This is a genomic window from Pseudomonas sp. ICMP 561 (assembly GCF_002699985.1).
GTDB classification, from domain to species: Bacteria; Pseudomonadota; Gammaproteobacteria; order Pseudomonadales; family Pseudomonadaceae; genus Aquipseudomonas; species Aquipseudomonas quasicaspiana.
In genome coordinates this window covers 1-23,658 of sequence record NZ_LKBT01000013.1, presented here as the reverse complement: position 1 = coordinate 23,658, position 23,658 = coordinate 1, and the positions used below count along the sequence as shown (strand labels likewise).

Here is a 23,658-nt window from a genome sequence, read left to right as displayed (position 1 = left end):
CGGCCTTAGCCGGGAGAGCGGTATTTCTGGCGAAGAGTATTTGGTGAATGTCCCGACGCCCTCCCGGCTAAAGCCGGTCCTACGGGATTGAACGCAGATTCCTGGGGGAGTTGGGCTTGGCCTGGGCGGCATTCCGACGATAGGGCTGGCGCGATTCTCTTTAGATCGCGTCCAGCCTTATCGTCGGAATGCCGCCCAGGCCAAGCCCAGCTCCCACAGAGGAGAGCATTCCAATTTAAACGATAAGCGCCACCAATCAGTGCAACGAAGCCTCTCTCGATTTCGCTACGTCTTCAGCCTTCACTTCCCCATTGCTCTGTCCAAAACGACGCAACACAAACGTGCTGACCGCTGCCAGCTCGGTGTCGTTATAGGCGCGGGCGAAGTCGGGCATGCGTTGATCGGCGCGGAGCATGCCTTGGGTGTGGCCTTCCAGCAGCGTCGCCATCAGGTTGGTGCCTGCCGGGTCGTTGACGGTTTTGAGGCCAATCAGGGTCGCAATGGCCGACTGATTGCCCGTACCGTCCAGACGGTGGCAGCCCACGCAGGAGTCAGTGAAGACCTTGCTGCCCAGACCTTTCTCAGCCTTGTCGTTGACCGCAACCGCTGGGCGCGGCACACCCTGGCTGCGTGCAGGCGTGGACTTGAGGTAAACGGCAATGGCGTTCACATCTTCCGGCGTCAGGTAGCGCAGGCTGTGTTCGACAGCATCCGCCATCGGCCCGCCAGCACCGCCATAACCCGGTGCATAACCTTTGGACAGGTAGCTCACCAAAGCTTCCTGCGGCCAGGCACCGATCCCGTGTTTCGGGTCAGAGCTGATGTTATAGGCGCGCCAGTTGCCAATCTCGCCACCGGCCAGGGATTTACCGCTGCTCATGGCCTGGAAGATATTGCGCGGGGTATGGCATTCGCCACAGTGCCCCGGACCTTGCACCAGGTAAGCACCGCGATTCCATTCGGCTGACTGTTTGCTGTCCGGCACGAAGCGTTCGTTATCGGCAAAGATCGCGTTCCAGAAGAACATGCCCCAGCGCTGGTTGAACGGGAAAGCCAGGTCATTTTCTTTGGGCTTCTGACTGATCGGCTCAAGGCTGAACAGATAGGCCTTGATCGCCAGAATGTCCTCGCGCGGCATCAATGTGTACGAGGTATACGGGAAGGCCGGGTAGTAATGCTTGCCGTCCTTGCCGACACCTTTTTGCAGCGCACTGACGAATTCATCGTCGGTCCAGTTGCCAATCCCGGTTTCCTTATCGGGGGTAATATTCGGCGAGTACAACGTGCCAAACGGCAGTTTGAACTCCAGACCACCCGCATAGGGTTTGCCGCCAGGTGTAACGTGACATGCCACGCAATCAGCAGCGCGAGTGAGGTACTCGCCTTTGCTGATGAGGCTTTGATCAGCAGCCTGGGCCGTCAGCCCAAAACTTGCACCCAGCACGGCGAGCGCATAATTCAACGTTTTCATAACAGCGCTCCTCAAAGAGTGAAATAGCCGGAACGGCTCAGTGGCAGACGACGCTCGCGTACTTTCGACGCGGCGAACACGGCGTTGACCAGCGCTGCAGCAGCAGGCACTGCGCCGGTCTCACCGACACCACCGGGGCTTTCTTCACTCTTGATCACATGCACTTCCACGGGCGGAGCATCACTCATGCGGATCTGCCGATAGGCGTGGAAGTTGGTCTGCACCACCTGGCCTTTTTCGATGAGGATTTCGTTGAACAGCGCAGCCGACAGGCCGAAGAGCGTGCCGCCCTCCATTTGCGATTCGACAGACCGTGGGTTGGTGGCAAAGCCGCAATCCACCACCGTGATCAGACGCTTGATGCGCATCCCTTTGTTAGCCTGCACTTCCAGCTCGACGATGGTCGCCACAAAGCTGCCAAACACGGCACTGACCGCTACGCCTCGACCGTGACCGGCGGGCAGAGGGGTTTTCCAGTCGGCGATTTCTGCAGCTTTCTTCAGTACTGCCTGAGCGCGGGGTTGCTCCTGCATCAGGCTCAAGCGGTATTCAACCGGATCAACCTTGGCGTTGTGCGCCAGCTCGTCGATGAAGCTTTCGACGGCGTAGGTGCTGCGCAACGGACCCACGCCACGCCACCAGGAAACCGGAATAACCTCCGGGTCCTGGCGGATGTAACGCACTTGCAGGTTGTCCAGTTTGTAGACCGGATCGATGGCGACTTCCACGGCATCAGCATCAACGCCGCTTTCTGGCAGCTTGCCAACGTAGGCAGCCATGACTGAAGCGCCTGCAATTCGATGCTCCCAGCCAACCGGTTTGCCATCTTTACCCAATGCCGCATTCATGCGATCCACGTAATGCGGGCGGTATTTATCGTGGGTCATGTCCTCTTCACGGCTCCAGATCAGCTTGATCGGGTAGCTGAGCTGGCGGGCGATGTCCACGGCCTGGAAGATGAAGTCAGACTCCAGACGCCGGCCAAAGCCGCCGCCGATGAGCTGGTTGTGGATAACTACTTTATCCACAGGCATACCGGCGACCTTGGCCGCGCCCATTTGCGCAAAGCCAGGGGCCTGGCAACCGACCCATAGCTCGCACATGTCCGGACGCACATGAGCAACACAGGTCATGGGTTCCAGCGGCGAGTGAGACAGGAATGGCTGCTGGTACACGGCTTCGAACTGGCTTGAAGCGTTCTTCAGCGCCGCACCGATATCACCGGTCTGCTTGGCGAACACGCCGTCTTTGGAACTGGCGTCCAGCAGTTCTTTGTCCAGTTGTGCGGAATCAATCGACGCATGTGGACCGAGGTCCCATTCGATTTCCAGCGCCTTCAGCGCTTGCTGGCAGGACCAGAAATTAGTCGCAGTAACGGCGACAGCATTCTCCAGGCGGACCACATCGCGCACGCCGGGGACTTTGCGTGCTGCCTCGTCTTTCACGCTGCGCAGCTTGCCGCCATGGACCGGACAGGTGAGCGACGAAGCGATCAGCATGTCGGGGATTTTTACGTCGATGGTGAACTGCGCCGAACCGTTGACCTTGTGCGGCGTGTCCAGACGTTGAGCGGAAGTGCCCAGCAATTTGAAGTCGGCGATAGCCTTGAGCGGGACGTCCTTGGGAACCGGGAGCGCAGCGGCGGCTTCTACCAGTTCGCCATAGGCCAGCGTCTTGCCGTTAGGCCCCAGCACGTGACCGTTTTCGGCACGGCACAGGCTTGGCGCCACGTTCCATCGAACGGCGGCGGCTTCGATCAGCAGAACCCGTGCGGTTGCCCCGGCTTTGCGCAATGGCTCCCAGGTGTAGCGGGTCGATGAGGAACCGCCGGTGGCCTGGAACTGCAGAATGTTGTCGGTATACAGCGCTGCGTCGGGCGGCGACTCTTCGATCCTCACCGAGCTGAGCGGGACTTCCAGCTCTTCAGCGACCATCATCGCGATACCGGTCTGCACGCCCTGACCCATTTCGATTTTTGGCGAGATCACGGTGACCTGACCGTCGAGGGCTACGCGCACAAAGGCACCAAAACCCGGAGAAGCCTTGTCACCCAGACGAGCAGCGCTGACCGCTTCGGCCGCCATGCTGCGTGTGGCCATCGGCGGCAGCCAGGTGCTGATCACCAGCCCACCCAGCGAAAGCGCTCCACCCTTGAGCAGCCCACGACGTGACACCGTCGCAGCAGATCCTTTTACTTCTGACATGGTGTCTTCCTTCAGGCCTGACTGACGCTTTTGATGGCGGCACGAATCCGCGTATAGGTCGCGCAACGGCACAGATTCCCGGCCATGGCCTCGGTGATCTGTTCATCGTTGGCATCCGGATGCGCCTGCAGCAGCGCCACGGCAGACATGATCTGCCCCGGCTGGCAGTAACCGCATTGCACGACTTCGTGCGCGAGCCAGGCTTTTTGCACTTCCTGACCAACCGGCAATTCGCCGACGGCTTCAATGGTGGTCACTTTGCGCCCACCCACAGCACTGACCGGCAACACGCAAGAGCGCACCGCCTGGCCATCGAGATGCACCGTGCACACGCCGCACTGGGCAATACCGCAGCCATATTTAGTGCCTGTCAGGCCCAGCACGTCGCGCAGGACCCAGAGCAAAGGCATGTCTTCAGCGACATCCAGCTCATGCTGCTGACCATTGATCAGTAGTGTTTGCATCGTAAAACCTCTGGCATTCATCACGGTTAACCGCTGATGCATCGCCTCGGCGACGCTGGTCCACAGCGGTTTCGGTTCGGTTCGTTATAGTTCTGTGATCACCCGGATCGTTGCCAGGTGATTTAAAAGTAGCGCGCCTATGAAAACTCCGGAGGATTTAATCCGGCTGGCAGAAACAAAATAAAGAAAGACAGCAGGTACGGCAGCCGCTCTACGGCGTGACTTGCGCAATACCTTGACGAGGATCGTCAGCAATACGGTCGTGCGCGGATAGTACGCGTGTGCTGGCACGGGACGGAATGCCTAGAACTCCGGGGTTCGTGCCTGATTCCATGCATTTCAGGATAACCGGCCTGAATGCGATCCCCTGTAGGAGCCGAGCTTGCTCGCGAAGCAGTCGACTCGGTATGTCAGATCTACCACATTATCGATCTTCGCGAGCAAGCTCGACTTTTATCAAACAAAACATGAACGACTGAATGGATGCGATCTTTATGTGGGAGCGGTGCTTGTCCGCGATAAGAACACCGCGATTTATGCTTCAGACCGCGTCGCCCTTATCGCGGGCAAGCACCGCTCCCACATGGGGCCGAGTTTGACGCGGTCCGGCTGAAACAACGCGTTGCCTGCATCGCGAGCAAGCTCTGCTCCCACAATGGATATGCGCCAGGCACTCATTACTTCACAAATCTCTGAACTATCGATTTGAGCTTTCCTATTCTTCTCGCTCATCACGCCCACCTAAGATCAGGCCGCGTCACTTGCTTGAGTAATCTTTTGAGGTTGATCGATGAAGCTGGAAATATTCCGCACCCTCTGGGGCTACACCGCGAGCAAAACCCAGGCTCTGGAAGAACTACTCGAAGCCGGGTTCGACGGAATGGAAGCACGCCTGCCACTGAGCGCTGCGGAGCGGGCCGAGTTCGCGGCGTTCTTGCGGGCCAATCAGGTGGGCTATATCAGCACCGTCTTCACCGCTTACGATGTGCTGCCAGAACAATCAGCGACAGTCGCCGAACACCTTACTGACCTGGACAAGAAACTGGGCTGGGCCAGTGAGCTGTCGCCGCGCTTCGTGAACGTACTGGCGGGGAACGATCGTTGGCAATTAGCACAACAAGTGGAGTTCTTCGGTCAGGCTCTGGAACTGGCGCGCAAGCACGGTCAGTTATGCACTTTCGAAACTCATCGCTCGCGCTCGTTGTTCAATCCGTGGGTGACCCTTGAACTGATTCGGCAATTGCCGGACCTGCGTTTCACCAGCGACATCAGCCACTGGATCGTGACCTGCGAGCGTCTGCTCAACGATCCGGAAGACGACCTGAGCGCTTTCGTTGAACGCGTCCATCACATTCAGGCCCGGGTTGGTTACGACCAGGGCCCGCAAGTCCCGCATCCTGCCGCACCGGAATACGCAAAGGAATTGGCCTTCCATCAGCAACACTGGGAAGCGATCTGGCGCTCGCAACAGGAGCGCGGCTATCAAGTCACTACGCTGACGCCAGAGTTCGGCGCCGATGGCTACCTGCATCACCTGCCCTTCACCAATGTGCCGGTGGCCGATTTGTGGTCGCTGAACACCTGGATGGGTAAGACCGAACGCGAACACTTCCAGCGCGTCTCCCAATCCACCTACCGCTAATGGAGCCTGTTGTCATGCCGGATCACTCTCAAGCCATCGCCAACTTCAACAGCATCCCGGTTGTGGATATCGCCGGGCTGTTCAGCACCGATATTGCCCAACGCCAGGCGGTGGCCGAAGACCTCGGCAAAGCGGCGCGGGAAGTCGGCTTTCTGTACATAAAGAATCACGGCATTGATCTCACGTTGATCGATGGACTGCGTCAGGCCGCCAAGGATCTTTTTGCCCAGTCGCTGGATTACAAGATGCAGCATTACATCGGCACGTCGCGCAGCCATAAAGGCTTCGTGCCGGAAGGTGAGGAGGTGTATGCCAAAGGCAAGCCGGACCACAAAGAAGCCTTCGATATCGGCTTTGAAGTGGGTGATGAAGACCCGCTGGTGATCGCCAAAACTCCCCTGATCGGCGCCAACGAATGGCCGGACCTGCCGGGCTTCAAGCCTGCGGTGCAAGCCTATTACGCGGCTGTATTCGCCCTGGGTCGTCGGCTGTTCGATGGCTTCGCGTTGGCGCTCGGTCTGGAAGAGGGTTACTTCGACGCGATGGTCACTCGACCGCCTTCCAAGCTGCGCCTGATCCACTACCCCTTCGACGACGCCGCACAGGACGCGCCCGGTATTGGTGCACACACCGATTACGAGTGCTTCACGATCTTGCTGGCCGACAAGCCGGGCCTGGAAGTGATGAACGATCTGGGTGAATGGATCGACGCGCCGCCTGTAGAAGACGCGTTCGTCGTCAATATCGGCGACATGCTGGAGGTAATGACCGCTGGTACGTTCGTTGCAACGGCCCATCGGGTCAGAACCGTCAGCGAAGAACGCTATTCATTTCCACTGTTCTACGCCTGCGATTTTCATACGCAAATCAAACCGTTGCCGCAGTTCGCCAAGGCAGGCGCACAGGATTACGAGGAGATCACCATCGGCGAACACATGTTCGGCCAGGCACTGCAAACCTATCAGTACCTGCGCAGAAAAGTGGAGAACGGCGAATTGAAGCTTTATGAAAAAGCCCGCAAGCCTTCGAGCTTTGGCCACTTGAAAAACCAGGCTTCAGAACCGCTCTGAATTGCCCGGCTAAACCCTTTTCCCAACTCTACCGTGCTTACCTTTCTCTACTTTGGAGTCCTCGACGATGCGCAATAAAAAGAACATTGCTGTCCGCTTGACCGTGCTTGCCGCCGCCGTGTTTGGCGCGACGCTGGCACACGCCGCCACTACCGTGACACCGGGCGTGTTCAAAGTGGGGATGGAGATCACTTATCCACCGTTCGAATCCTATGACGAGAAGAAAAATGTCGTCGGTTCAGATCCCGAACTGGCGCACATGCTCGCCAAGCACATGAACCTCAAGGCGGACTTCGTCGACACCAAGTTCTCCAGCCTGATCCTCAGCCTGAACTCGGGTCACTACGACGCGATCATCTCGGGCATGTACATCACGCCGGAGCGTCAGACCCAGGCACAAACCATTGCCTACGCCAAAACCGGCGCAGCGATCATGGTGCTCAAGGACAGCAAGATCAAACCCAAGGTGCCGGAAGACCTCTGCGGCCTGAAAGTCGGCCTGGAAAAAGGCACGACCTGGGTTGCCCAGTTCAACAAGCTGTCGGTGGATTACTGTGTGCCGAACAACAAAGGCGCGATCTCGGTCAGCGAATTCCCATCAGCCCCTGAAGTGACTCAGGCGCTGCTGTCGGGCAACGTTCAGGCACAAGTCGAAATCGACGGCGCGGCCGGCATGATCGCCGAACGCACCAAAGGCCGCGTGGTGGTCAGCACTGAGCATTCGATCTATCAGCAGACCCTTGGCATTTACGTGAAGAAGGGCAACGAGGAGCTGTATCAAGCGCTGCTCAAGGCCTTCGACGAGACCAAGAAATCCGGCGAATACGATGCGTTGCTGAAGAAATACAACCTGGAAGCGCCGAGTAACTGATTCACAGCATTAAACGCCCCCAATCGGTAGGAGCGCGTTTGCCCGCGATAGCGTCAGTCGAGTCGATAACTCAGTCGACCTGTAGACCCAATCGCGGGCAAGCGCGCTCCTACAGGTTGCTGTGCGGCTGACCTTGAGGTGTACATGCAATTCGAATGGGCTTACTTTTTTTCTCTGTTTTCGATGGTGGACTTCTGGAAGTCCTGCATCACCGTCATCCAGCTCAGTGCCCTGGGCTGGTTCATCGGCATGCTGCTGGGGTTTCTGCTGGCTTCGGCCAAGCTGTCGGCTTCGCGCTGGGTCCGTATTCCAGCGTCGATTTATATCTGGTTCTTCCGCAGCGTCCCGCTGTTGGTGCTGGTGGTGTTCATCTACAACCTGCCGCAGATGCTGCCATTCACCCGCGACCTGTTCTCCGATCCGTTCTATTCAGGCCTGTTTGCGCTGGTGGTCACGGAAGCGGCGTACATGGCCGAGATCCATCGCGGCGGGCTGATTTCCGTGGCCAAGGGTCAGAAAGAAGCCGGGCGTGCGCTGGGTATTGGCGTCCTGGGCATGCAGCGGCTGATCGTGATCCCGCAGGCGTTTCGTATCTCGCTGCCAACGCTGATCAACGAATACATCACCGTGGTCAAACTGACCTCGATCATCTCGGTCATTTCCCTGACTGAACTGCTGACCGTGGGCCAACGCCTGTACGCGCAAAACTTTCTGGTCATGGAAACCCTGTCGGCCGTGGCAGTGTATTACGTGATGATCGTCACCGTGTTTGGCTGGCTGTTCCACTGGCTCCAACAGCACCTGGAACTGAACAATCGCAAGCCGCAAACCCTGGATGACGCCAGCGTGCAGCAATTACGGGCCAGCCTTCCGGCCACCGTCTCGAAAGCGGCCGCCCCCGCTGAAAACGGTCTTGCGCCAGCGCTGCAACTGCACACGATTCATAAAAGTTACGGCAAACACGAAGTGCTCAAGGGCATCAATCTGGACGTAGCTGTGGGTCAGGTAATCTCTATCATCGGTCCGTCTGGCTCAGGCAAGACCTCGTTGATTCGTACCGTCAACGGCTTGGAAAGCATTGATGACGGCGAGATCATTCTGTTCGGCGAGAGCTTCATTCACGCAGGTGACAAGCCGAACAATCCGCAGATCCGTCGCGGGGTGCAGCGCATCGGGATGGTGTTCCAGAACTTCAACCTGTTCCCGCACCGGACGATCCTCGACAACGTCACCCTCGCCCCGCGTTATCACGACCGGGATCGGGTGATCAGCGAGCAACGCGCCTACGCACTGCTGGACAAGGTTGGCCTGCTGGCCCACGCACACAAGTATCCGCATCAGTTGTCCGGCGGGCAGCAGCAACGCGTCGCCATCGCCCGCGCCCTGGCAATGGACCCGCAGATCATGCTGTTCGACGAACCCACCTCTGCGCTGGACCCGGAACTGGTAGGAGATGTGCTGAAGGTCATCAGCGACCTGGCGAAGGAAGGCATGACCATGCTGATCGTCACCCACGAAATGGACTTCGCCATGTCCATTTCAGACCGGGTGATTTTCATGGAAAACGGCGTGGTCCAGGCCGATGCTGGACCGCAGACCATTCGTGCGGGTCAGGCTGGGGAACGGGTGATGCAGTTTATGGGGCTGGATCGCTAATACACTACCCTCTGTGGGAGCTGGGCTTGCCCGCGATAAGGCTGACGCAGTCAACGACAGAACAGCGTCGCCTGTATCGCGGGCAAGCCCGGCTCCCACAAGGATTGGTGCACCCGTGCAAATAAAGAGTGTCTGTCAGACCTTCAGCATCTTCGCGGGCGCTTCGCCCAGATCCCAGAACAACCCGGTCGCGGCTTTCAGGCCTTGCTCCACAACACTCTCAAGCAGATGTTCATCCGGCGCGTGCTGTTTGCAGGATGGATAAGAGTGCGGCAGCCAGACCGTCGGCAAGCCCAGTACATCAGCGAAGCAGTGGTTGGGAATCGTCCCGCCCAGGTTCGGCAAAATGCTCACCGGCTCACCAAGACTCCGGCTCACCGACTGCTGCACAAACCCAACCCATGGATGACGTGGATCAAGGCGGGTCGCGGCATACCCGCCCTCGATATTGATCTGCACATCTTCAAAGCCATGCTGATCCAGGTACTTGCGCAGGTTGCTCTCCAGCGATTGCCAGTCAGTACCGTCGACAAAACGCAACTGGCACACCGCTTCGGCCCGCCCCGGAATCGCGCCGATCACTTTGACCGTGCTGCCGGACGACAAGCCGACGACCTCAAGAGTGTTGCAGCCGAACAGTTTTTCGCCCGTGGTCAGGCCCGGTTCGCCCCAGTTCGGGTTGAGCTGAGGGTCAAAGCTTTCGCCCCCTACCGGCAGATCACGGATCAGCGCCGACACGTATTCCGGCATGGGGGCCGGACGCAGGCATTCAGCGAGTAGTTCACCCTGAGCGGAAACCAGCGATGACAAGGCGTGGCCCAGCACGATAGCCGGNCCCGCCCCAGTTGCCCGAAGGGCGGCTGCCGTTACCGGTGTCCAGCGTCAGGCGGAACTGGCAGACGCCACGGGAGCCGAGGAACAATGTCGGCAGATCGTGTCGTACACGCGGGCCATCGGAGGCTAGAAACAGGTCGGCGGCCAGTTCTTCAGCGTTGTCACGGCAGGCTTGTTCAAGACCCGGCGAGCCGACTTCCTCACTCATCTCGAAAATGATTTTCAGGTTGTAGCCCAGCTTGCCTTCGCGCGCCTGCAACACCGCTTCGAGCGCGGCCAGGTTAATGCTGTGCTGACCCTTGTTGTCGGCCGTACCGCGACCATAAATACGCCCGTCCTTGATGCTCAATTGCCAAGGGGCAGTGCCTTCCTGCCAGAGCTCGTCCTGACCGCTGGTGACGTCGCCATGGCCGTAAGTCAGCAAAGTCAGCAGTGCAGGGTCTTCAATGCGCTGAGCAAAAAGCAGCGGTGGCTTGCCGCTGTGCGGGTTTTCAACAAAGCGGCAGGTGAATCCCAAACGGACCAGCAATGGTTGCAATTCGATCAGTAAATAGTCACGCAACGGCTGGGCGCACTCAGGGTTCTGGCTCTCGGTACGTTGCGCTACACGGCGGCTCAGGGTCTCAATAAACGCCCCGGAATTGAGGGTTTGAGCGGCAAGTTCAATGGCGTGCTCTCGGGTATGCAAGGGGGTTGAAGACATCAGGATTACCTTTCACGGGGCGTTCAGTCGTGCTGAAAAGCAGCTCGACCAGCAATGAAATCAAGGGTAACGTTGCCGCCTGACTTGCAACAATTATCAAGTTTGCAAGCTATCCTTGCCTTTAGAACAAACCTGATCTGCACAGCGATGAGGCAGCAATAGGGAGCTGATATGCATGATCTGCCGCTGCGTTATTTCCACAGTGTGGCCCGGACCGGTTCGCTATCGGCAGCGGCCGAAGAGCTGCATGTCGCGGTGTCTGCGGTCAGCCGCCAGATCAGCAACCTTGAAGAGAACCTCGGCTTGCAGTTGTTCGAGCGCAAGCCGCGCGGCATGCAACTGACCGAGCCGGGCGAATTGCTGCTGGCCTATGCCACGCGCAACATGCTGGAAGTGAAGAACGTGATCGCCGAAATGCGCGGCGTGAACACCTTGCAGCAGCACCGGATTGTGCTGGCCTGCCCGGAAGGGATGGCGTGGGAATTTTTGCCGAGGGTCACGGCAGAGTTTCGTAACTTCCATCCTGGGGCGAGTTTCGATGTGCACGTGGTGGACGCGGCCCGCGCATCGCAACTGGTCAAGGAAGGTTCGGTGGACATCGCCCTGACCTTCAGTCTGACGCCAACTCAAGGCGTTGAAATCTCCCTGAGTTGCGACTCACCCATCAGCGCCCTCATGCCCGCCAGCCACCCGCTGGCCAACCGTGAATCCCTTGAAGTGAAAGACCTGAGCGAATTCCCGCTCGCCCTGCCCTACACAGGCTCGACCCTGCGCTATCTGTTCGATATCGCCTGTCACATGCAGGGCATCAACATCGTGCCCGCCTACACCAGTCAATCGTTGGGCACGATCTATAGCGTGGTTCGGTATTCCCAGGATGTTATTGCGCTGTGCGGCACCGTCACCGTCAATGGCTCCACCGCCCGGGACAATCTGGTGCTGGTGCCCATGAGCGATCCTCAGTTACGCCAGCGCAGTCTGCAAGTGCAGATCATGGCCGGACGCAAACTGCCGGTGTTGGTGCGTTACTTTCTGAGTTTTCTGGAAGAGCAACTGGTGAAGGCGAGCACAGTCACCAAAGGCTGATGCGGCTCTTGTCAAAAAACTCAACTACCCGATCTGGAATGCTTTTCCGTAGGAGCGCGCTTGCCCGCGATTCGGTGTGTCAGCCGATAAATATATCGGCTGCGCTGACGCTATCGCGGGCAAGCGCGCTCCTACAGGTCCTGCGTTGACGTGCTGTCAAGCCAGCTTCAGCAGTCGACGGATCGCGAACAGGGTGACCAGACTGAGCACACCGGTGACGAGCAGGTAGTAACTCGGCGCGAGGTTGTCGCCGCTGGCACTGATCAGCCACGCGATGATGAAGGGCGTGAAGCTGCCGAACACCGTGGTGCCGATGTTGTAACTCAGGGCCATGCCGGTGGCGCGCACCTGGGTAGGAAACAACTCGGACATCAAGGCAGGCAGGCCACCGAAGTAGATCGCCTTGAGGATGCTCATCCAGAACAATACCGCCAACAACACCAGCAACGTCGGGTTGGCTGCCAGCCAGGAAAACGCCGGATAGATGCTAAGGATGAAGATCAACGACGCGCCGAGCATGATCCGGGTACGACCAAATACGTCGGACAGATGACCAATGAACGGCGTCAGGATGGTCAGCACCAGCCCACTGAGCAGCGTGCCCGCGAAGCCGATGGATGCGCTCAGGCCCAACTGTTTGACGGCATAAGTTGGCATGTAAATGATCACGTAGGTGGCCGACGTGGACAGCATGAGCGCGCCAACAGCAAGCAGCATGCGGTACTTGTGCGCCTTGAACAGTTCTCCTACAGGCGCATGGCTGCGCTCGCTTTCCTTGAACTCCCCAGCCTCTTCGATGTGACGACGGATGTACAAGCCGACCGGGCCTATCATCAGACCGAACAGAAACGGAATGCGCCAGCCCCAGGATTCGAGCTGGTCCACCGTCAGCGTGGTAGTCAGTAACAAGCCGAACCCTGAAGCCAGCAAACTGCTGATGCCCTGACTGGCAAACATGAAACTGGAAAGCAGCCCTTTGCGTTCCGGAGCATGTTCCACCAGTAAAGCGGTTGCGCTGCCGAACTCGCCACCCGCGGAAAATCCCTGAATCAGACGCGCCAGGAATATCCCGATCGGCGCCCAGACACCGATAGCCGCGTAGGTCGGCATGATCGCAATCAGCAACGTGCCGAGCATCATCAGCCAGATCGATACCAGCATCGCTGACTTGCGACCGACACGGTCGGCATAGGAGCCCAACACGGCCGCGCCCAAGGGGCGAATCAGGTAAGAAAGTGCGAAAGTACCCAGCGCCAACAGCAGCGATACCGTCTCGTCAGCGGTGGGAAAAAACAGTTTGGAGATGGTGATCGCGAAGAACCCGTAGACGATCAGGTCGAACCACTCCAGAGCATTGCCAATCGACGAGGCGATCACCAGTTTGTACAGCTTGCCTCTGGACATCGGCGGTTTCGCGGGAGACTGGGCCGCTACGTGCGCAGTTGTCATGCGTGGTTCTCCAACTCGTCAAGTAATGGGTCTTTTACCCCTGACGAGGGGGCTGACCTTTGATGAGATGGTAGGGGCGAGAGACCTTTCCCACAATTATGCATTTCAGAACATTTCATTGCTCTGAACGCAAAGCGCCGGTGCGATATTTTGGCTTTTTTGAGCGTTATTGGTGCTCGGCTTATTAACAAATCCCTGTAGGAGCTGCCGAAGGCTGCGATCGCGGCGTGTCAGGGGTGGAGGCCTCGCAGCCTTCGGCAGCTCCTACAGAAACGTTTGCATGTACTGTGGGACCGGATTCATCCGGGAAGACGGCATTCCTTACGACACAGATGCTGCGGATGTACCGGCCTCTTCGCGAATGAATTCGCTCCCACAAGTTCGCGTCAGACTCAGGTTCATGCTGATCGGTCCCATTATTCGATATAAATTCAGATCGTGATGCGTTGGTTGATATAGGTGGTTTTTATAGCTCCAGCATCAACCCACTCAGGCGCTTTACCTTGCGCCGCAGTGCTTCTTCGAACACGCCTTTGCGCGGTTCGATCAGACTGAACCAGTGTTTGGCGCGGGTGATGCCGGTGTAGATCAGCTCTTTGGTAAGCACCGGGTTTAGCGCCTCGGGCAGGATCAGTGCGGTATGGGCGAACTCCGAGCCTTGGGATTTGTGCACAGTCATGGCGTAAACCGTTTCCACATCGTTGAGCCGACTCGGCAAGACGAAGCGTACCCCGCCGCTGCCGTCGTTACGCGGGAAGGCCACCCGCAACACCTGTTTGCCTGCTTCCGGCCCGTCGCGCTCAGGCAGGCGCAAGGCGATGCCAATGTCGCCGTTCATCAAGCCAAGCCCGTAATCATTGCGGGTCATCAACACCGGCCGACCTTCGTACCAATGCTGATCGCTTTCAATCAGCCGGGCTTCGTACAGCGCGCTGGTGATGCGCCGGTTCAGCCCTTCAACGCCCCACGGTCCTTTACGCACAGCGCACAGCAACTGAAACGCATCGAACGCATCCAGTACCGCTCGCGCCCACTGCCCCCAACGCTCGTCTTCCAGCGCGGCATCCTGTGGCGGACGCTGCGCGGCCATCACGCCCAGATAATGGCGATAGCCCTGCGGGCCTTCCGAGCCTTGGTCGAGTCCCTCGAGTAGCAGGCGCTCCAGTGAACGGTCCTGCTCATTCTTGAGGGCCAATGCGTGCAAATCCGCATGGCTACGAGCGGTCAACAAAGCGCGCGCTTCGGTGGACTGCTGCTGATTGACCAGCCGCGCCAATTGCCCGATACCACTTCCTTCGCCAAAGCGCCGCGAGTAACGCAACATCGCCACTTGCTGAGCCAGTGGATGCTGCTGCTCATCGCCTTGCTGCAAACCGGCACGATTCAGATCTTCACCACTGATTGTTTCCAGCCAGCGCTGGGTTTGCGGGCTGTACAACCCGGCTTCGGCATCACGGCATAAATCGCCCAATACGGCGCCCGCCTCAACGGAAGCCAACTGGTCCTTGTCACCCAGCAGCACCATCCGCGCATGGGGTGGCAGGGCTTCCAAAAGATTGGCCATCATTTCCAGGTCGATCATCGACGCTTCGTCCACCACCAACACATCCAGGGGCAGCAGATTCCCGGCGTGATGACGAAAGTGCCGCGTGCCCGGACGACTACCCAGCAAACGGTGCACGGTGGTCACTTCGGCAGGGATTTTTTGACGCACGTCTTCACTGACCGTCAGGCTCTGCACTTGCTGGCTGATGGACTCAGTCAAACGCGCCGCCGCTTTACCGGTGGGCGCAGCCAGACGAATCCGCAACGGCTGACCGGCCTGAACAGCCGGGGCCTGCAATAAAGCGAGCAAGCGAACAACCGTGGTGGTCTTACCGGTGCCCGGCCCGCCCGTAATGATGCTGAATGCGCCGCGAGTCGCCAGCGCACAGGCCAGTTTCTGCCAGTCGATCAGCGCATCCGGCGTACTGCTCGGCGGGAACAGCGCATTCAAACGTTGAGCGAGGTCATCAGAAACGGCCTCTCGCTGTGCCAGCCGCTGACGCAAGATCGCGCCGATGCGCCGCTCGTACGTCCAGTAACGGCGCAAATACAAACGCCGGTCAGACAACACCAATGGTTTGCTGGCCGCACTTTCACTGGCGTCATCGCCTCGGGCAACCAACGTGCTGGCCAGCAATGCTTGGCACCATGCGTCACCATCCTGCGCTACCAGCAACTGTGACGGCAGCAGCATCGGGCCGCTTTGCACATCGCCTTCGGGAGGCAATGACAAGGCGAAGTCCGGTTCTTTAAGGGTTTCGTATAGGTCCAGGCAAACATGGCCGTGGCCGAGTTGGTGACTGGTCAACGCAGCGGCCAGCAACACCAGTGAATCGGCGGATGGGTCCAGCTCACTGAGGAACGCCACGAAAGCCTTATCCAGCGCCCGCAGCCAGCCGCGCTCGACCCAACGCTCAAGCAACAGCAGCAGGTCGCGAACGTTGGTCAATGGCGTTAGGTCAGCCAGACTCTGTGCATCCAGCGGGGTGGGCAGCAGTTCAGCGAATGAGCGAGTCATGCGGGTTCTCCGGTCAGGACGAACTCTTCAGTCACTGACTTGCCTTGAAACAGTAGATCCAGACCTTCGATCAGCTCCCGTGGCGGCCGGGTAAACCAGGCGCCCTGACTGGTTGAATAAGCGCCACGCAGGAACACATAAAGTGCGCCACCCATGTGTTGGTCGTAGTCATAATCGGCGAGACGCGCCTTGAGCTGGCGATGCAAAGCCAGCAGGTAGAGCACGTATTGCAGGTCGTAACGGTTGTCCAGAATCGCGCTGGTCATGGCGTCGTGGGTATAGCTTTCATCGTCCGGGCCGAGCCAGTTGGATTTGTAATCCGCCACGTAATAGCGACCTTCGTGTTCGAAGGTCAGGTCGATGAAGCCCTTGAACATGCCGTTCAGAGACACCGTTTCGGTTGCCGCGCGCGGGGCGTTGTCATGGGTGTAGCGGCGCACCAGAGCGTCCATTTGTGCGACGTTGACTTTGTGGCAGGCGAACCAGAATTCCATTTCGATGCGGTACTGATTGGGCTGGTCCATCGCCCCTAGAGAAATCGGCGTACTGTCGCCGGCCAGCGACAACGGCAAACTCAGAACCTGTTGCAGCCAGCCGGTCAGCGTGTCGATCCAGCCTTCCCAACCACGCCGGTTACAGCGCCGGGCCACAGCGTCCTTGAGCTGTTGTGGATCGCTGACAGCCTTGGCAAAACCTTCGTTGCCCGCCCATTCCAACAAACCATGGAGGAAGGTGCCGGGATTAGGGCCGCGTGGAAAACGGTGGATGTCACCACCGCTGACCAGCACCTCACGCGGCGCTTCGGGGTCGAGGCGTTCGTCATCGAACAGCTTTTGCGCTTGCGGGCTGTCCGGTGATTCGTCGCTATCGCTACCCGCGGTGATCGTGTCGCCGATGCGCAATGCGCTGTAAGAGGCGATCCACCAATTCTCGGCAGCGCGGCGTTTGGGCATGCGCGGTTTGAGCAAGGTTGCTTCGTTGCGTGGTGGGCTGAAGGTTTCTGCAGTTGGGGCAGGAACGTCTTCGACGCTGATCCCGTCGCAACCTTCGCCCAGATCACGCAGCCATGACGCCAGACCTGCCGACTCGACCAACGGCATGCCGCCGCCCAGCAGGTAACCCAATGCCGAGCGGTGCAACATCGAGCTGCTGGAGTTACCGCGCTTGAGGTCGGCCACGCCCAGCCAACAGGCATATTCAGCTCGGGTCAGGGCCACATAAAGCAGACGTAGATCTTCAGCCAGACGCTCGTTGTCGGACTGTTCGATGAGGGCAGCGGTAGGCTTGAGACTGACTTGCGCCCTACCGTTTTCATCGTGGAAATGCAGTGGTAGACGCGTGCCATCCACCGGTTTGCTGGAGCAAATGAACGGCAGGAACACCAATGGATACTGCAAGCCTTTGGACTTGTGGATGGTCACGACCTTGACCAGTTGCTCATCACTTTCCAGACGCAAAATCTGTTCTTCACCCGCCTGACCGGACATCGCCAGATGCTCGCCCAGATGGCGGATCAACGCCTGTTCGCCATCCAGTTCGGCAGCGGCTTGCTGCAGTAACTCGGACAGGTGCAGCAAGTTGGTCAGGACACGCTCGCCATCATTTCGGGTGATCAGGATCTGCGGCAAATGGAAGTCGTGCAGCAAGCGGCGCAGCATCGGCAACACGCCCTGGTTACGCCAGATCAGGTGATAACCGCGGAACTGCATGACCCGCGCTTCCCACGCTAATTCGTCCTGATTCAAGCGCTCCAGCTCTGCCAGCGGTAACGCCAGGGTGATGCATGCCAATGCGGCGCGCAGGGTACGTTCGGAGTCTGGTTCGGCGCAGGCCTTGAGCCAGGCCAACACGTCATGCGCTTCCTGAGCGGCGAACACTGAATCCTTGTCGGACAAGTAAACGCTGCGCACGCCACGGGCCGACAATTCGCCGCGCACCGCCTGAGCCTCTTTGCCGTCACGCACCAGAATCGCGATGTCGGCAGGCAGCAGGCCTTTCAGGTCTTTATCCACAGCGGCGAAACCGGCGCGGCCTTGTTGCCCGGCGTTAAGCAGCCGGACGATTTCACTGGCGCAACTGGCAGCCAGTTGCTGGCGATAGCTGACGCCGGATACCGGCTGATCACTCGCCAGTTGCCAGACATTCAGGGCAGCCAGCGGTGTGCCGTCTATTTGCAGAGCGTCTTTGCGACCTTGAGAAAGCGCATCCGAGAATGGCACATCGTTCTTGTCGCCTTCGCGAAACAGGAATGCACCGCGCCCTTCCGGACGCTGCTCGGCACGCTGAAACACGTGGTTGACCGCTTCGACCATGGAATGGCTAGAACGGTAGTTGGTGTCCAGCGTATGCCAGCGGCCAACCGTTGCCCCACGCGCGCGCAGGTAGGTGTAGATGTCAGCACCACGGAACGCGTAAATCGCCTGCTTGGGGTCGCCGATCAGGAACAGCCCGGTTTCGGTGTCGTTTTCTTCAAGGCGATAGATGCTCTCGAAAATCCGGTACTGCACCGGGTCGGTGTCCTGGAACTCATCGATCAAGGCAACCGGAAACTGTTCGCGAATCAAGGTCGCCAGACGCTCGCCGCCTGAGCTTTGCAGCGCAGCGTCGAGCCTGAGCAGCATGTCATCGAAACCCATTTCGGCGCGACGACGTTTCTCTGCTTCGAAGCGCATGCCGACCCAGTGTGCGGCATGTTCGAGCACTGCGGCATCGGGTGTCGGCAAGGTATCGAGCGCGACTTTGAGTTCGACCATCGCCTCGAAAGCAGGATGCGAAGGCGGATTGCTCTTCCACGCCTCAGCAATACCGTCGGGCGTCAGTCGGGTGAAGCCGGTGCCCAGATCGAGCTCTTCCAGTTCGTCATCAGCAGCCCAGGCGGTGAGCTTTTCAAACCAAGGCCGGAAATAGCGCTCCTGCATCTTGCGCCCATCGACCACCTTGCACGCCACGCCATCGATGCAGATTGCATGCAGCTCGGCAGCCCAGTTGGTCCATGGCGACTTAAGTGCTTTGAGCGCCTCGCGACGTTGCTGCAGAGAGGCGGTGATCAACTCGGCAGGGTCTTGGGTCGGGACCGCCCGGTCGCTGCCAAAGAGGCTGCGCACCCGAGGTAACAAGGCCGCCGGACCACTCCAATTGGCGCGTACCCAGTTCAGGGCATCGCCACTCATGGGGTAGCAGAACAGTCGCCAGTAGTCGCGTAGCACTTCGCCAAGCAAATCGCTGTGATCGGTTTCCAGGGTCTGGGTGAACAGGCTGCCGCTGTCGAAAGCATGTTCGCGCAGCATGCGCTGGCACCAACTGTGGATCGTCGATACCGCAGCTTCGTCCATCCATTGTGCTGCAATGTCCAGGCGACTGGCGCAGGCTGGCCATTGCTCGGGCGTGAATTGCTCGCGCAGTTCGTTGATCAACTCATCAGGCGCGCTGATTTCTTCGCGAAAGAAGCGTGCGGCTTCGGCCAACCGGATGCGAATCCGGTCGCGCAGTTCTTTGGTCGCGGCATCGGTGAAGGTGACGACGAGGATTTGCGGCGGCAACAGTTCACGGCCAAAACCGGCGACATCACCGCCATGGCCGAGAACCAGACGCACATAAAGCGCCGAAATGGTGAAGGTCTTGCCGGTTCCGGCGCTGGCTTCGATCAGTTGGCTGCCACGCAGCGGGAAACGCAGAGCCAAGGATGCGGTGTGTTGAATGTCGGTCATGCGCTGGCTCCTTCACTTTGCCAAGGCGCGTCGAAAATCGGCTTGTAGAGCGCATCGCACCAGCCAGCAAACTCTTCGCTTTCGATCAGGGCATCGAAGTCCGGAAATTGCCGGGCCAGCGCAGTGCTTTCGCGTCGCTCGCCATCAGAGGTTTGGCCGTCGCCTTCGTAGGCTTTGCGAGCAGCGGCTTCGGCTTTGCTTTCGTCGTTCTGGCTGAGTGAGGCGAAAGCGGTTTTAACTGCGACAGGTAAAGGTCGCTGCATGCCACTGAGCCAAGCCGTGAGCAAGTCATTCAGCGCAGCTGTGGCGAGGGATTTATCCAGCGGGTCCAGCAACAGCGTTTCATCGCTGGCTACCAGTGCAGTGCTCAGCGGCAGCCCGCATGCGCAGCCCACCAGGTGTAAAACCCAAGGACGAATAAGGCGATGCCATTTACGGTTTTTCTTTGAGCCAATGGAGTTCGGAATAGCCGTGATCAGTAAGTACTCGCCTTGAGCATTGGCATGCAAACCACCTAGCCAACCTTCCAGTCGCACGCCTTGATGGGTATAACTGACCGGCAGCGCACTGCTCAGCGCTTCAGGCCATTTATGAAGCAGGCTCTGATAACGCTGCAGCAAATCCGGCAGCGGCTCGATCAATTCTTCTCGCAAGCTGCTGCCGAAACCCGCCATGGGTAACAGGCCGCTGCCCTGGAGTTTTAATGCCTGTGCCTGCAGCGCCTCGTCAATTTCTTGCGAGCCAGTGAGCGCAGCGTTGAGCAGGCTGTCACTCAGGCTGTAGCGCTCAAGGGCGTCGAGCACAAACGGCTCTTCATCAGCCAAAGGCGCTTCGGCCACTTCGAAGTAGATCTTCAAACGCTGGCTGAAGAAGTGCTTGACCGGATTCCTGAGGAAGTCCTGCAGTTGAGCCAGGTTCAGGGGTTCGTCTTGTTCGTGGGCAGCAAGTTTCGTGGTTGTCGGCACGGTGACACTGGTTTCGTGCAGGACCTGCCATTCACGGGCGAAGCTGAAGAAGCCGGTGTTCTCATGAAAGTATTGCGCGCTGAATGGCTGAAGCGGATGTTCGAGGGTGAGTGCGTGCAGGAGCTGCTGACCCGGATCGCGCTTTTTGCTGTCCATGGGTTCTTGGGCATCTTGGAGTCTCCAGCCTGCGGCGAGGTGATCGCGCAACTGGCCGATCAACACGGATGGCGGACGCTCGCTGTTGTCGCGAATGCTACGGCCCACCCAACTGATATACAGCTGGTCTCGCGCTGAGAGCAGTGCTTCGAGCAGCAGATAGCGGTCGTCTTCACGACGTGAGCGGTCACCGGGACGGTAATCGCTGCCCATCAAGTCGAAGTCCAGCGGCGGCTGCGCGCGAGGGTAATCACCGTCGTTCATGCCGAGCAGGCACACCAGCTTGAAAGGAATAGCGCGCATCGGCATTAAGGTGCAGAAGTTGACCGAGCCGGCGAGGAAGCGCTGGGACAAACGACCTTGGTCCAGTCCGGCCAGCCAGGCTTCGCGAACTACAGTCAGCGGCAACTCGTCTTGCAGGCCAACCGATTCGCACGTCTCCAGCCAGGTCTCACGCAGTTGCTCCAGTTGAGCGAGCAAATAGTCGTCGTGCTCGCTGTCAGCCAGGAAGAACAATTGCAGCAGCGCTTGCAGGCGAGCGCCCCACTCTGTGGCAACCGCAGGCGAGGACAGCTCTTTGTGGGCGACCTGAAGCGCGTCAATCAACGCCACTAATGGACCGATCAGAGCTGCGTCCAGACCACCGATTTCGTCGTAGGGTTCTATGCCGTCACAGGCAGCACCGGCACCGACCGCATAGCCGAGCAACATGCGTCGTAATCCGAAGTGCCAGCTGTTTTGCTCGAGCGCTGCTGGCAAGCCGAGCCCTTCCCGTTGCTCGGCACTCAACCCCCAACGTACGCCTGCCCCTTCGATCCAGCGATGCAGGGTTGGCAGGTCGCGTTCCTTGATTTTGAAGCGAGCGCGCAGTGCAGGAACGTCCAACAGGTCGAGGATTTCGCTGACCGGAAAACGGCTGTCCGGAATTTTCAGCAGGTGCTCGACAGCAATCAACAATGGCTCGCGACCGCGTTGCCCTTGGTCGGCAAGGGTGAATGGGATAAAGCGGCGGTCTTCGCGATCAATCTGGCCAAATACGGCGCGGATATGCGGAGCGTAGCTGTCGATATCCGGGACCATGACAATCACATCGCGAGGACGCAGATTGGGGTCTTTGCTGAAGCGGGCGAGTAATTGGTCATGCAAGATCTCGACTTCACGCTGGGCGCTGTGGGCGACGTGGAAGCGGATTGAGCGATCTTGCAGTGTATCGACAGCGGGCCAGAGTTCTCGGGTTTCGTCGAGCGGCCTTAGCTCAAGAATGTCGTCCTGTAGCTGATTGAGGACCGTATGCGGATCACTCTCGCTGAACAGGTCAATGCGTCCATCTTTGAACGCTGAGCGATAGCTGCCGGGGTCGTCATGGCTATCCAGAAGATTGATGTAGTCACGACCTTGCTTGCCCCATGCAGCCAACAGCGGATGGGCGTGTTGGTGCAGCGCCTGAGGATCAAGTACGACAGGCATTCCGGTTTTGCGAGCCTGACGTTTGTATTGATGACGCAGTAAATCCTTGTCGGCGACGATGTCGGCCCAGTGGTGGCGACAAGGGTTATGGACACAGAGCAGCACTTGGCTGAATCGGGCTAAACCCGCCAATGCTTCCAGGGCCTGAGCGGGCAGAGAGGAGATACCGAATACGATCACCCGCGCCGGTAAACCCGCCGGGGCCTCACTCATGTGGGTGATACGTTCGATAAAGCGTTGATGCACACCTGCTCGACTTTGGGCCATGCCTTCGGTGCCCACATCCAGGAGCAGCGCACGCCACAACTCAGCTTGCCAGCAATTCGCCGGGGTCAACGGCTTGGCTTCGCCTCTGACGTTACGCAATTGGTGGCGACCTGCAGCCCAGTCTTCCAGCCAGTCGGCGCGATACACCTGGTATTGGTCAAACAGGTCGGCCAAGCGCTCGGACAACTGATAGCGCTTGCGCAGATCAGTGTCGTTAGTCAGGAAGCGGCTTAGCGGTTCAAAGTGTGGCTGGTCGATCAAGGCGGGTAGCAGACGCATCAGACGCCAGGTCAGCGGCGCCTTGTCCAATAGTGACGCGGCCGGGATTTCATCTTTGCCCAATACCGATCGATACAGCTGCCACATGAAGCTGCCGGGTAGCTGGACGTCGATTGCTGCTGCAATACCGCAGCCACCCAAGTCTTCGTCTTCGGCATCTTCAGCCAAGGCCAGCTTCAACCATTGGGCAATGCCGTTGCTTTGCACCAGGGCGATTTCGTTTTCCAGGGGTGAAAGCGGATAGCGGCGCATCCAGGACACAACCAGACTGCGCAGGTCATCCAGGCGATTGCCATGAACCACCATGAAACCGGCGCTGAGAGAGGTTGTTACAGGCATGAATGCTTCCTTGGCTGGAGAGTGCGGCGTGGAAAAACTGTAGCCGAACCTTAAAGCAAAACGGAGGGGGGGTAGGAGGGAATTTGCGGGTGAATTGTCGCTGGCCTACCGAGCTTGGCGCATAGACGCTGGACGGGTAGGAGCGAACTTGTTCGCGAGGGGGCGGTACATCCGCAGCTTATGTAACGCCTGACATATAGCCTTCCCGAATGAATTCGGTCCTACCGAGCTTGGCGCATGGACGGTAGGAGCGAACTTGTTCGCGAAGGGCGTTACATCCGCAGCTTTTGTATTGCCTGACATATAGCCTTCCCGAATGAATTCGGTCCTACCGAGGTTGGCGCATGGACGGTAGGAGCGAACTTGTTCGCGAGGGGGCGGTACATCCGCAGCTTATGTATCGCCTGACATATAGCCTTCCCGAATGAATTCGGTCCTACCCGGTAGCGAGGCGGTGTGCCAGGT

At 58.7% G+C, this 23,658-nt stretch carries 12 protein-coding genes and 1 pseudogene; 5 read left to right on the top strand and 8 right to left on the bottom strand.

Going from position 1 to position 23,658, the window contains the following annotated elements; translation table 11 throughout:
- Positions 1-256: 256 nt before the first annotated feature.
- The 3 genes from AO242_RS12670 to AO242_RS12660 are packed head-to-tail and all read right to left on the bottom strand — an operon-like array spanning position 257 to position 4,139.
- A complete protein-coding gene (locus AO242_RS12670; protein WP_099268983.1) occupies positions 257-1,471 on the bottom strand; it encodes a cytochrome c in 1,215 nt (404 codons plus the stop codon).
- 11 nt (positions 1,472-1,482) lie between these two features.
- A complete protein-coding gene (locus AO242_RS12665) occupies positions 1,483-3,675 on the bottom strand; it encodes a xanthine dehydrogenase family protein molybdopterin-binding subunit (protein WP_099268982.1) in 2,193 nt (730 codons plus the stop codon).
- Positions 3,676-3,686: 11 nt separating this feature from the next.
- Positions 3,687-4,139: a (2Fe-2S)-binding protein gene (locus AO242_RS12660; protein WP_099268981.1), complete on the bottom strand. Its 453-nt coding sequence runs from the start codon at positions 4,137-4,139 to the stop codon at positions 3,687-3,689.
- A 790-nt stretch (positions 4,140-4,929) separates the two neighbouring features.
- Here AO242_RS12660 and AO242_RS12650 point away from each other — a divergent pair.
- The 4 genes from AO242_RS12650 to AO242_RS12635 all read left to right on the top strand — a co-directional run bounded on the left by AO242_RS12650 (position 4,930) and on the right by AO242_RS12635 (position 9,378).
- Positions 4,930-5,781 carry a sugar phosphate isomerase/epimerase family protein gene (locus tag AO242_RS12650; RefSeq protein ID WP_099268979.1) on the top strand — a complete coding sequence of 284 codons (852 nt, stop codon included), beginning with the start codon at positions 4,930-4,932 and terminating at the stop codon, positions 5,779-5,781.
- Positions 5,782-5,795: 14 nt separating this feature from the next.
- Positions 5,796-6,851, top strand: coding sequence for an isopenicillin N synthase family dioxygenase (locus AO242_RS12645; RefSeq protein WP_099268978.1), 1,056 nt, complete (start codon positions 5,796-5,798; stop codon positions 6,849-6,851).
- A gap of 67 nt (positions 6,852-6,918) precedes the next feature.
- Positions 6,919-7,722 (top strand): ABC transporter substrate-binding protein, encoded by an 804-nt coding sequence (locus AO242_RS12640; RefSeq protein ID WP_027901175.1) that lies wholly within the window; start codon positions 6,919-6,921, stop codon positions 7,720-7,722.
- Between the two features lie 144 nt (positions 7,723-7,866).
- Entirely contained in the window at positions 7,867-9,378 is a 1,512-nt protein-coding gene (locus AO242_RS12635) for an amino acid ABC transporter permease/ATP-binding protein (RefSeq protein WP_099268977.1), read from the top strand.
- 135 nt (positions 9,379-9,513) lie between these two features.
- Here AO242_RS12635 and AO242_RS30155 read toward each other — a convergent pair.
- Positions 9,514-10,900: pseudogene (locus AO242_RS30155) on the bottom strand (M20 family metallopeptidase).
- A 186-nt stretch (positions 10,901-11,086) separates the two neighbouring features.
- Here AO242_RS30155 and AO242_RS12625 point away from each other — a divergent pair.
- On the top strand, positions 11,087-12,001 hold the full coding sequence (locus AO242_RS12625; RefSeq protein ID WP_099268976.1) for a LysR family transcriptional regulator: 915 nt from the start codon (positions 11,087-11,089) through the stop codon (positions 11,999-12,001).
- Positions 12,002-12,157: 156 nt separating this feature from the next.
- On the opposite strand, the gene AO242_RS12620 is transcribed toward AO242_RS12625, so the two are convergent.
- The 4 genes from AO242_RS12620 to recC all read right to left on the bottom strand — a co-directional run bounded on the left by AO242_RS12620 (position 12,158) and on the right by recC (position 23,193).
- Positions 12,158-13,450 (bottom strand): MFS transporter, encoded by a 1,293-nt coding sequence (locus tag AO242_RS12620; protein ID WP_027897897.1) that lies wholly within the window; start codon positions 13,448-13,450, stop codon positions 12,158-12,160.
- 466 nt (positions 13,451-13,916) lie between these two features.
- Positions 13,917-16,013 carry an exodeoxyribonuclease V subunit alpha gene (gene recD, locus AO242_RS12615; protein WP_099268975.1) on the bottom strand — a complete coding sequence of 699 codons (2,097 nt, stop codon included), beginning with the start codon at positions 16,011-16,013 and terminating at the stop codon, positions 13,917-13,919.
- Positions 16,010-19,720 (bottom strand): exodeoxyribonuclease V subunit beta, encoded by a 3,711-nt coding sequence (gene recB / locus AO242_RS12610; protein WP_099268974.1) that lies wholly within the window; start codon positions 19,718-19,720, stop codon positions 16,010-16,012. The genes recD and recB overlap by 4 nt, the downstream gene beginning before the upstream one ends.
- Positions 19,717-23,193, bottom strand: a complete 3,477-nt coding sequence (gene recC, locus AO242_RS12605; protein WP_099268973.1) for an exodeoxyribonuclease V subunit gamma — start codon at positions 23,191-23,193, stop codon at positions 19,717-19,719. The genes recB and recC overlap by 4 nt, the downstream gene beginning before the upstream one ends.
- Positions 23,194-23,658 lie beyond the last annotated feature (465 nt).

Excerpts from the sequence above, each read along its gene's own strand:
- AO242_RS12640 (WP_027901175.1), top strand. The coding sequence starts at position 6,919 with ATGCGCAATAAAAAGAACATTGCTGTCCGCTTGACCGTGCTTGCCGCC.
- recD (WP_099268975.1), bottom strand. The coding sequence starts at position 16,013 with ATGACTCGCTCATTCGCTGAACTGCTGCCCACCCCGCTGGATGCACAG.
- AO242_RS12625 (WP_099268976.1), top strand. The coding sequence starts at position 11,087 with ATGCATGATCTGCCGCTGCGTTATTTCCACAGTGTGGCCCGGACCGGT.
- AO242_RS12670 (WP_099268983.1), bottom strand. The coding sequence starts at position 1,471 with ATGAAAACGTTGAATTATGCGCTCGCCGTGCTGGGTGCAAGTTTTGGG.
- AO242_RS12650 (WP_099268979.1), top strand. The coding sequence starts at position 4,930 with ATGAAGCTGGAAATATTCCGCACCCTCTGGGGCTACACCGCGAGCAAA.
- AO242_RS12665 (WP_099268982.1), bottom strand. The coding sequence starts at position 3,675 with ATGTCAGAAGTAAAAGGATCTGCTGCGACGGTGTCACGTCGTGGGCTG.
- AO242_RS12620 (WP_027897897.1), bottom strand. The coding sequence starts at position 13,450 with ATGACAACTGCGCACGTAGCGGCCCAGTCTCCCGCGAAACCGCCGATG.
- AO242_RS12635 (WP_099268977.1), top strand. The coding sequence starts at position 7,867 with ATGCAATTCGAATGGGCTTACTTTTTTTCTCTGTTTTCGATGGTGGAC.
- AO242_RS12645 (WP_099268978.1), top strand. The coding sequence starts at position 5,796 with ATGCCGGATCACTCTCAAGCCATCGCCAACTTCAACAGCATCCCGGTT.
- recB (WP_099268974.1), bottom strand. The coding sequence starts at position 19,720 with ATGACCGACATTCAACACACCGCATCCTTGGCTCTGCGTTTCCCGCTG.
- recC (WP_099268973.1), bottom strand. The coding sequence starts at position 23,193 with ATGCCTGTAACAACCTCTCTCAGCGCCGGTTTCATGGTGGTTCATGGC.
- AO242_RS12660 (WP_099268981.1), bottom strand. The coding sequence starts at position 4,139 with ATGCAAACACTACTGATCAATGGTCAGCAGCATGAGCTGGATGTCGCT.